Annotated in this window: 7 protein-coding genes; 4 read left to right on the top strand and 3 right to left on the bottom strand. The window is 67.4% G+C overall.

The window, feature by feature from the left end:
- Together BRAS3809_RS09490 and BRAS3809_RS37280 are read right to left on the bottom strand one after the other, a co-directional pair.
- A partial coding sequence (locus BRAS3809_RS09490) for an ABC transporter substrate-binding protein (RefSeq protein ID WP_035655860.1) occupies positions 1-1,257 on the bottom strand: 1,257 nt, incomplete at its 3' end.
- A gap of 42 nt (positions 1,258-1,299) precedes the next feature.
- On the bottom strand, positions 1,300-1,935 hold the full coding sequence (locus tag BRAS3809_RS37280; protein ID WP_240535634.1) for a hypothetical protein: 636 nt from the start codon (positions 1,933-1,935) through the stop codon (positions 1,300-1,302).
- A 518-nt stretch (positions 1,936-2,453) separates the two neighbouring features.
- Here BRAS3809_RS37280 and minC point away from each other — a divergent pair.
- From minC to BRAS3809_RS09465, 4 genes are all read left to right on the top strand, one after another.
- On the top strand, positions 2,454-3,149 hold the full coding sequence (gene minC / locus BRAS3809_RS09480) for a septum site-determining protein MinC (protein ID WP_008961869.1): 696 nt from the start codon (positions 2,454-2,456) through the stop codon (positions 3,147-3,149).
- Positions 3,150-3,169: 20 nt separating this feature from the next.
- Complete coding sequence (gene minD, locus BRAS3809_RS09475; RefSeq protein ID WP_008961868.1) at positions 3,170-3,985, top strand: septum site-determining protein MinD; 816 nt, start codon at positions 3,170-3,172, stop codon at positions 3,983-3,985.
- On the top strand, positions 3,982-4,257 hold the full coding sequence (gene minE / locus BRAS3809_RS09470; protein WP_008961867.1) for a cell division topological specificity factor MinE: 276 nt from the start codon (positions 3,982-3,984) through the stop codon (positions 4,255-4,257). Before minD ends, minE begins: the two co-directional genes overlap by 4 nt.
- 81 nt (positions 4,258-4,338) lie before the next feature.
- On the top strand, positions 4,339-5,112 hold the full coding sequence (locus BRAS3809_RS09465) for a thioesterase family protein (protein ID WP_170323268.1): 774 nt from the start codon (positions 4,339-4,341) through the stop codon (positions 5,110-5,112).
- A gap of 92 nt (positions 5,113-5,204) precedes the next feature.
- Here BRAS3809_RS09465 and BRAS3809_RS09460 read toward each other — a convergent pair whose 3' ends face one another.
- Positions 5,205-6,893, bottom strand: coding sequence for a methyl-accepting chemotaxis protein (locus BRAS3809_RS09460; protein WP_008961865.1), 1,689 nt, complete (start codon positions 6,891-6,893; stop codon positions 5,205-5,207).
- Positions 6,894-7,083: the final 190 nt, after the last annotated feature.

The following is a 7,083-nucleotide window of genomic DNA, read 5'->3' as shown; positions in this document are numbered from 1 at the left end:
CGCGAGCGCCGAGCCGCCGACGGCCGAGATGTTGGCGAACACGGCGCCCGGAAGGACGTCGCGCGCCTTCTCGATGAACTTGGCGGCGGCGCGCGTCGTCGCCAGCATGATCACGGCGCGGACCGGCGTCTTCAGCAGCCTGAGCTGGCTGATGGCGTCGTCGACGTCGATGCTGTTGCGCGGATAGTTGACGCGCACGATCGTGCTCTCATTGGCGCCGAGCGTGCGGAACGCCTTGGCGACGCCGGCAAAGCCCGCATCCCCGAACGCGTCGTTCTGCGCGAAGACCACGATCTGGCGCGGCTGCAGCTTGCGGATCTTGACGAGGTAGCGGACCAGCGCGTCGGTCTCCTCGACATAGCTCGGCCGGTAGTTGAAGACGTAGCGGTCCGGCGGATCGTGGCGTCCGACATTGGCGCCGGTATAGGGCGCGAAGAACAGCGCGCGCCGCTCGAGCGCGTAGGGAATCGCGACCGCCGCGGTGGCCGAGCCGAAATTGCAGACGAAGCCGAAGACCTGCTCCTTCTCGTACAGCTGCTTCATCGCATCGAGCGTGCGGGACGGATCATAGCCGTCGTCGGCGGTGACGAGCTTCAGCGCGCGGCCGTTGACGCCGCCGGCCTCGTTGACCCGGTTGAAGGCGGCCTCGACGCCGATCTTGAGCTGCCGGCCGCTTTCCTTCACGGGGCCGCTCAGAGGGATGACCATGCCGAATTTGATGTCGCTCTGCGTGACGCCGTGCGTCTCGACCACGGGCGGCAGCACCTGCGCCGGCATCGTTGCGGCAACGGCGCTCGGCGGCGCGAGCGTCACGGCGGGAAGGTTGGCCGGGGCGGGCGGCGGCGCTGCGATCGACTGTTCGAGGTCGGCGAGCTGGCGGTCGGCGCTGCGGCAATCCATGCGGCCTGAGGTGACCAGGCCGCGGCCCTCGGCCACGTAGCGGTCGAGCAGGCGAGTCAATTCGTCGCGGTCGGCCTCGCTCGCCGCGGCCTCGCGGATGACGAGCTGGAATTTCTCGATGATCGCCTGGATGCGCGGCCGGGCGATGTCGCGGCAGGCGAGCGCCGAGCCGATGATCGGACCGACGCGGCTGCCGAGCTGGCGCGCCACGCTCACGGTCTCGCCGGGCGCGGCATAGGCCTCGCCGGACATGGCAAAGGCTCCGCTGGCCACGATGGTCCCGAGCAGCACGGCTGCGAAACGGGCGTGAGCTAACGGACCGCGTGCTGCCGCTTTCTGCGGTAGGACGTCGATCATGATCGCCTTGAAGATGTTGAATGCCGGCTCAGTCGATACGGATTAGCGAACCCGCTCCATCTGACCCGTCTTCTGATTCCACTGCATGAACTGCTGCAGCATCGGCTTTTCGGGAGTGTCGGTCTCGGCTGCGGCCGCCGGCGCCGGAGCGTCCGCGAGCAGCGACTTGAACTGCGACAGGGCCGGAGCCTGCGGCTCGGCCTGCTCCGGCAACGAGCTGGTCTGGTCGGCCTTGGCGTCCTGGGCATCGGCCGCGGCCGGCGGCACCGTCTTCATCGACTGCACGGCGGCTACGAAGGACGAGCTCGCATCGGGCTGGCGCCACACCGGGACGATGTTGACGAAGAACAGCGCGACGACGGCGGCGACGCCCGTGGCGGCCGCGAAGCGGCCGGCGATCTTGAACACGACCGAGCGGCGGTCGCGCTCGAAGCCGGGCGGCTCGCCCATGACCCGCGGATTGAGCGACTGGCGGAGGGATTCGAACACGGCGGTCTCCAGACGAGCATCGAGCGGTTCTTGCTGTCCCGAAGCGGGACGCTCGGCCGCCTCCGCTGCCTTGGTGGTGTCACCGACGAGAGATAGACGCGCGGCCTCCGGACGTTCGCGCAGCCACCGCGGTGCATAGTGCAGCGGGTCCTGCGGGTTCATCGGATTCTGTTCACTCAACGAACTCATACGCTACTCCTCTGACGCTCGATTCCGGTCAACTGTTCGCTTCTGCCATGGTCGTATGAGAGCTAGTTTCAAACGAGAGACGGGAGCGGTTCTGCCACTTCAGTTCACACGGAATCATTTGCAGAATCAGACGTTTCGCGCCGATCAGCGATCGCACGTCGAAGGTCCCTTCCTGCCGGGCGTCCCGGCACGTTGACCGTGCCTTTGACGCCGCTTTTGAAGCCATGCCCCGCCCCCTGACGAGTGTCAATTGTCGGGAACCGCTTAAAGCCGTCGGCTCCGCATTATATGTACGTTAAAGTTATCATCATGATGTGATCGAAATGAGGCATAATGAGTCTTGACGCATCTGCTCATGATTTGCGTCTCATTCGTGCCAGATTTACGCCTCGATTCGATCATCATCGAAGCATGTCGGGCGGGCCGCTGTCGATTTTCGAGCGGCTTAGCGTCGATTTAACCATCCGTTAACCATCTGGCGCCGACAGTTAACCAATCGCTAAGAAGGGTTGGGTCGGATGGTCATGAGTGCCAGCGCTGAAACGGTGCGTCCTGTAATTCGTCTGCGCGGGCGCTCCTATGTCGCCTTCGTGTTCTCGCCGGTGGTCCCCATCGCCGACTGGCTCGGCGAGCTCGATGCGATGCTCGCGGGATCGCCCGGCTTCTTCGTCGGCAAGCCGATCGTGCTCGATCTCTCCGCCGTCGATCTCAGCCCGCTCGCCATCACGCATCTCATCAAGAGCATCGAGTCGCGCAACATCCGCGTGCTCGGCCTCGAAGGCGTCGAGCAGGGCCGCCTCTCGCTCGGCATGCCGCCACTGCTGTCCGGCGGCCGCCAATGCGCGGTGCAGGAGATCGAGCCCGAGAAGCCGTCTCTGCAGCAGCCGACCTCCTTGCTGCTCGATCAGCCCGTGCGCTCCGGCCAGTCGATCGTGTTTCCCGACGGCGACGTCACCGTGCTCGGCGCGGTGTCGTCGGGCGCGGAGATCGTCGCCGGCGGCTCGATCCATGTCTATGGCGCGCTGCGCGGCCGCGCGATGGCCGGCATCAACGGCAATTCGGCGGCGCGCATCTACTGCCAGAAGATCGAGGCCGAGCTGGTCGCGATCGACGGCTACTACCAGACCGCCGAGCAGATCGACGCCGGGCTGCGCGGCAAGGCCGCGCAGGCGCGGCTCGAAGGCCATTCCATGAAGATCGTAGCTTTGAGCTGAGTAGCAGGAGGATTCGCAAGATGGCTAAGGTTCTTGTTGTGACGTCGGGCAAGGGTGGCGTCGGAAAGACCACCACGACGGCGGCGATGGGCGCGGCGCTGGCGCAGGCCGGCGAGAAGGTCGTGGTGGTCGATTTCGACGTCGGCCTGCGCAACCTCGATCTCGTGATGGGCGCCGAACGCCGCGTCGTGTTCGATCTCATCAACGTCGTGCACGGCGTCGCCAAGCTGCCGCAGGCCCTGATCCGCGACAAGCGGCTGGAGAATCTCTGGCTGCTGCCGGCCTCGCAGACCAAGGACAAGGACGCGCTGACCGAGGACGGCGTCGGCCGCGTCATCCACGAGCTGCGCAAGACGTTCGACTGGGTGATCTGCGACAGCCCCGCCGGCATCGAGCGCGGCGCCATGCTCGCGATGCGCTATGCCGACGAGGCGGTCATCGTCACCAATCCCGAGGTCTCGTCGGTGCGCGATTCCGACCGCATCATCGGCATGCTCGATTCCAAGACGGTGCGCGCCGAGAACGGCGAGCGCGTCGAGAAGCACATCCTCATCACCCGCTACGATGCCGGCCGCGCCGCGCGCGGTGAGATGCTGTCGATCGAGGACGTGCTGGAGATCCTGGCGACCCCGCTGCTCGGCATCGTGCCGGAGAGCCAGGACGTGCTGCGCGCCTCCAATGTCGGCTGCCCGGTGACGCTCAACAGCCCGGCCAGCGCGCCGGCGCGCGCCTATCACGACGCCATGCGCCGCCTGCTCGGCGAGGCGGTCGAGATGCAGATCCCGAGCGAGCGCAAGGGCCTGATGAACCTGCTGCTCGGACGGAGGGCTGCATGAGCGTATTGCGGCTCTTCACGGGACGCACCGCCTCCGCGCCGGTCGCGCGCGAGAGGCTGCAGATCCTGCTCGCGCATGAGCGCAGCTTGCGCGGCCAGCCCGATCTCCTGATGCAGCTGCGCGAGGAAATCCTCGCCGTGGTTTCGCGCCATGTGCTACTCGATCCGGACAAGGTCATCGTCCGCATGGACCGGGGGAAGCATGTCTCGACGCTCGAGGTCGACATCGAACTGCCCAACGGCGCCGATCGCGCCTTCGCCAGCGCCGGCTGAGAGGTGGGTGGCTCGGACGTGGGGCGCTCGGACGTTGGGCGAACAGGCGTTGGGCGAACAGGCGTGGGACGGCGTGCGCTGATGCGGCCGATCTTCCGCGTGACGGACAACCAGGTCGTCGTCAGTCCCGATGCCGCGGGTCCGTGGGACCCGACCATGCAGCACGGCTCGGCGCCGTCGGCGCTCGCGGTGTGGGCGGCCGAGCGCATCGCGACCAAGTCGCCGATGCGCATCGCCCGCGTCACCATCGACCTGATGCGGCCGGTGCCGCTCGCCGAGCTCAGCGTCGAGACCGAGGTGCTGCGCGAAGGCCGCAAGATCCAGCTCTGCGCGGTGCGCCTGCGCGCCGGCGACACCGTCGTCGTGACCGCGACCGTGCTGAAGATCCGGCGGGAGGACGTGCCGCTGCCGGACGACGTCCGTGAGCTGCCGGTCGACCTCGCCGGGCCGGACGAGGCGCAGCCGGAGCCCGCCGATTTCTCCACCAGCCCGTTCGTGCGCGGCATGACCTTGCGCGCCGCGCGCGGCCGCTTCGGCGTCCGCGGGCCCGGCGCGATCTGGTATCGGGTCGACTGGCCGCTGGTCGAAGGCCACGCCGTCTCACAGGCGATGCGCGCGGTGGTCGCCAGCGACTTCTGCAACGGCACCTCGGCCGCGCTCGACTTCCACAGCTACACGTTCCTGAACGCCGACCTCACCGTCAACATGGCCCGCGAGCCGGTCGGCGACTGGATCCTGCTCGATGCCGAAAGCTGGATCGGCCCCGACGGCGCCGGACTCGCCATGGCCCGCCTCGGCGACGCGAAGGGCTATTTCGGCCGGGTGGTGCAGAGCCTGGTGATCGAGAAGCGGTGAGGCAGTGACGGTGCGCTCCCCTCCCCGCAAGGGGGAGGGGAGCTCACCGTCGTTGGGGTGAGCGGGGGACGCAACTCACAACGCGAGCGCCCTTACGCCGCGCGCACCGTGCTCAGGAAGCGCCCGACCTCCAGCTTCAGCCGGTTGCTGTCCTGCGACAAGGTCTGTGCCGCCGACAGCACCTGGGCGGAGGCGGAGCCGGTCTCGCTGGCGCCCTGCTGCACGTCGGTGATGTTGGACGACACCTCGTGCGTGCCTTGCGCGGCCTGCTGGATGTTGCGCGAAATCTCCTGCGTCGCGGCGCCCTGTTCCTCGACGGCCGCGGCGATGGTCGACGAGATCTCCGCGAGCTTCTCGATCGTGCCGCTGATCTCCCTGATGGCGCCGACCGATTCCTGCGTCGCCGCCTGGATGCCGGCGATCTGCTGGCCGATCTCGCCGGTCGCCTTCGCGGTCTGCTCGGCCAGCGCCTTGACCTCGGTGGCGACCACCGCGAAGCCGCGGCCGGCGTCGCCGGCACGCGCCGCCTCGATGGTGGCGTTCAGCGCCAAGAGGTTGGTCTGGCCGGCGATGGTCGAGATCAGCTCGACGACATCGCCGATCCGCGCCGCCGCCTTGGACAGCTCGCTGACGCGGTCGTTGGTCCTGCGCGCGTGGTCGACGGCCTCGTTGGCGATCCGCGCGGAGTCCTGCACCTGGCGGCTGATCTCGCTGACCGACGAGCTCAGCTCCTCGGTCGCCGACGCCACCGACTGCACGTTGGCGGTGGCCTGCCCGGACGCCGCGGCCACGGTGGTGGTGCGCTGCTGCGTGCGTTCGGCCGTCGACGTCAAGGTCGTGGCGGAGGCCTCGAGCTCCGTCGAGGCAGAGGAGACGGTGTTGATGATCTCGCCGACCGCGCCCTCGAAGCTGTTGGCGAGCTCGTGCATCTCGCGCTTGCGCCGCTCCGCGGCGGCCTTCTCGATCTCGGCCTGCTCTGCGCGCAGCCGCTCGGTCTCGATCGCGTTGTCCTTGAACACCTGAACCGCACCGGCCATCTTGCCGATCTCGTCCTTGCGCTCGGTGCCGGGAATCGGCGCCGCCAGATCGCCGCCGGCGAGCCGGTGCATCGCCTCGGTCATCGCCGTGATCGGACGCGCCACGCCGGACACGATCATGCTGCCCATCGCGATGCAGAGCAGGGCGGCCAGCCCGATCGTGGCGAAGATCCAGGCGCGCGAGGACTGGTAGACGGCGGCGCCCTTGTCGGCTTCCTTCTTGCCTTCCTCGACGTTGAACGCGAGGTCCTGCTCCAGCGCCTTGCGCACGCCGCCGAAATTGTCCTTCATCCGGCCGAGGAAAAAGGCCTGCGCCGCCTCGATCTGGTTCTTGCGCGCCAGCTCGAGCAGCTGCTTGCTGTCGTCGAGATAGGCGTTCCATGACGTCTTGAAGGCCGCGACGATCGCCTTCTCCTGCGCCATCGTGACCGTCGGTTCGTACAGGCGCCAATTCTTGTCGAAGGTCTGAAACGCCTCGTTCATGAATTGCTCGTGCTGCGGCCTGTCGGCGGCCGGGGCCATCAGCATCTGGCCCTGCCGGCTGCGATATTGCTCCGTCGCCCTGGCGATGGCGCCGAGCCATCCGGTCGCGGGCAGCCAGTTGTCGCGGACCTCGGCGGCCGAGTCGTTGACGGTCGACAGCCGATCGACCGCGAAGCCGCCGAGCCCCATCGCGGTGAGCAGCACGATTCCGAAGGCCGCCAGGACCTTGTTGCGAATGGACAGGTTGGAAAAGGACGGCATCTGCGACTCCAGCTTGATCGGTCCCTGACGGGGAAAACGGGAAGGGCCCAATGGGGACGGCGCGTGACATCGTGCACGCGCGTGAGATGCTCGCCGTTGAGGCATCATGACGTGGGCGTGCGATCGATTAAGCAAGAGACTGTTAAATTTTGCTCTAATATTAGGCGGCACGTATCAGCCGTAGGATTAC

The sequence above is a fragment of the Bradyrhizobium sp. STM 3809 genome, assembly GCF_000239795.1.
GTDB lineage: Bacteria > Pseudomonadota > Alphaproteobacteria > Rhizobiales > Xanthobacteraceae > Bradyrhizobium.
Note: the sequence above shows the minus strand (reverse complement) of the source record. Positions and strands in the feature narration are given on the sequence as shown.

Excerpts from the sequence above, each read along its gene's own strand:
- BRAS3809_RS37280 (WP_240535634.1), bottom strand. The coding sequence starts at position 1,935 with ATGAGTTCGTTGAGTGAACAGAATCCGATGAACCCGCAGGACCCGCTG.
- minC (WP_008961869.1), top strand. The coding sequence starts at position 2,454 with ATGGTCATGAGTGCCAGCGCTGAAACGGTGCGTCCTGTAATTCGTCTG.
- minD (WP_008961868.1), top strand. The coding sequence starts at position 3,170 with ATGGCTAAGGTTCTTGTTGTGACGTCGGGCAAGGGTGGCGTCGGAAAG.
- minE (WP_008961867.1), top strand. The coding sequence starts at position 3,982 with ATGAGCGTATTGCGGCTCTTCACGGGACGCACCGCCTCCGCGCCGGTC.
- BRAS3809_RS09465 (WP_170323268.1), top strand. The coding sequence starts at position 4,339 with ATGCGGCCGATCTTCCGCGTGACGGACAACCAGGTCGTCGTCAGTCCC.
- BRAS3809_RS09460 (WP_008961865.1), bottom strand. The coding sequence starts at position 6,893 with ATGCCGTCCTTTTCCAACCTGTCCATTCGCAACAAGGTCCTGGCGGCC.